Source organism: Anaeromyxobacter sp. SG66 (genome assembly GCF_022690805.1).
In the GTDB taxonomy this organism is placed as follows: Bacteria; Myxococcota; Myxococcia; order Myxococcales; family Anaeromyxobacteraceae; genus Anaeromyxobacter; species Anaeromyxobacter soli.
The window spans coordinates 1-1,670 of the sequence record NZ_JALCZC010000223.1; the positions used below are offsets into that span (position 1 = coordinate 1).

Below are 1,670 nucleotides of genomic sequence, written 5' to 3' on the forward strand. Positions count from 1 at the left end.
CGCCGGCGAGTCGCGGCGCGCCGACGCGCGCGAGGAGGCGGCGCTCGCGGGGCGCGGCCGGACCACGCCCGCCGGCGCGCAGGCTCGGTCGCGGCGCGCGCCGGAGGTCCACGAGGTGAAGAGCCCCGCGGAGCTCGAGCCGGGCCTCGCGTCGGCGCGGCCCGACCCGCTCCGGCCCGGGCGCGTCGACAGGCCCGATCTGCACGCGCAGGCGGGGAGGTCCGGTGAGGGAGGCGCGGCGGAGGACGTCGCGGAGCACGAGCTCGTGCACGTCGCGCCGCACGAGGGCTTCTCCGCCCCGCCCAAGGACGCCCACGTCCGCGAGGAGGACCTCGGGGCGGCGCTGCCGCACGAGGACGAGGAGCGATAGGCGAAGCTCGGGCCGCGGCGGATCGGTGACCCCGGAAGGCGCGCTTGCGCGCGCGCCCGGTCCGGGGCTTCATCGGGGGATGCACCTCTTCTCCCCGCTCACCCTCCGCTCCCTCACCCTCCGGAACCGGATCGCGGTGTCGCCGATGTGCCAGTACTCGGCCGTCGACGGACGCGCCAACGACTGGCACCTCGTCCACCTGGGCGCGCGCGCCGCCGGCGGCGCGGGGCTCGTCATGTTCGAGGCGACCGCGGTGGAGGCCCGGGGCCGCATCTCCCCGGCCGATCTCGGGCTCTGGGACGACGCCCAGGTGGAGCCCCTCGCGCGGATCGTGCGCTTCATCGAGGGCCAGGGCGCCGCGAGCTGCCTGCAGCTCGCCCACGCCGGCCGGAAGGCCTCGACCGCGCCGCCGTGGGAGGGAGGCGCGCAGCTCGGCCGGAGCGCCGGCGGGTGGCAGCCGGTGGCGCCGAGCGCGCTGCCGTTCAGGGACGGCGATGCGGCGCCGCACGCGCTCGACGCGGGCGAGCTCCGCGGCGTGGTCCACGCGTTCGCCGCCGCGGCGCGGCGCGCGGCGGCGGCGGGGTTCCGGGCCGTCGAGATCCACGCGGCGCACGGCTACCTCCTCCACCAGTTCCTCTCGCCGCTCTCGAACCGCCGCACCGACGCCTACGGCGGGCCGTTCGAGAACCGGACCCGGCTCCTGCGCGAGGTGGTGGCCGCGGTGCGCGCGGAGTGGCCCGAGCCGCTCCCGGTGATCCTGCGGATCTCCGCGACGGACTGGGCAGAGGGCGGCTGGGACGTCGAGCAGTCGGTGGAGCTCGCCCGCGGCCTCGCCCCGCTCGGCGTCGAGCTCGTCGACGTCTCGTCGGGCGGGCTCGTCCCCACCGCGAAGGTGCCCGCCGGACCGGGCTACCAGACCGGCTTCGCCGAGCGCATCCGCCGCGAGGCGCACGTCGCGACGGGGGCCGTCGGGATGATCAGCGCCCCCGAGCAGGCGGACCACGTGATCCGCTCCGGGCAGGCGGACCTCGTGCTCATGGCCCGCGAGCTGCTTCGCGATCCGCACTTCCCGCTGCGCGCGGCGGGGACGCTCGGGCAGGACGGGCCCTGGCCGAAGCAGTACCTCCGCGCGCGCTGAGCGTCGCGGCGAGGCCCACCGCGGCGGCGAGCGCCCCGAGGAGCGTGAGCGGCGGGAGCCGGCCCGGCCACGTCGCCGGCGCGAACCAGCCGGGCGCGCCGAGCGCGGCGCAGTGCACCCCGACGAGCGCGAGCGCGCCCTGGGCCGCCAGGCGCGCGGCGC

At 78.6% G+C, this 1,670-nt stretch carries 1 protein-coding gene and 1 pseudogene; both read left to right on the forward strand.

Features of this window, described 5'->3' with window-relative positions:
- Positions 1 to 370 (forward strand): annotated as a pseudogene (locus MNZ39_RS23985) (hypothetical protein); the annotation flags it as partial.
- Positions 371 to 449: 79 nt separating this feature from the next.
- Positions 450 to 1,508 carry an NADH:flavin oxidoreductase/NADH oxidase gene (locus MNZ39_RS23990; RefSeq protein WP_242341596.1) on the forward strand — a complete coding sequence of 353 codons (1,059 nt, stop codon included), beginning with the start codon at positions 450 to 452 and terminating at the stop codon, positions 1,506 to 1,508.
- Positions 1,509 to 1,670 lie beyond the last annotated feature (162 nt).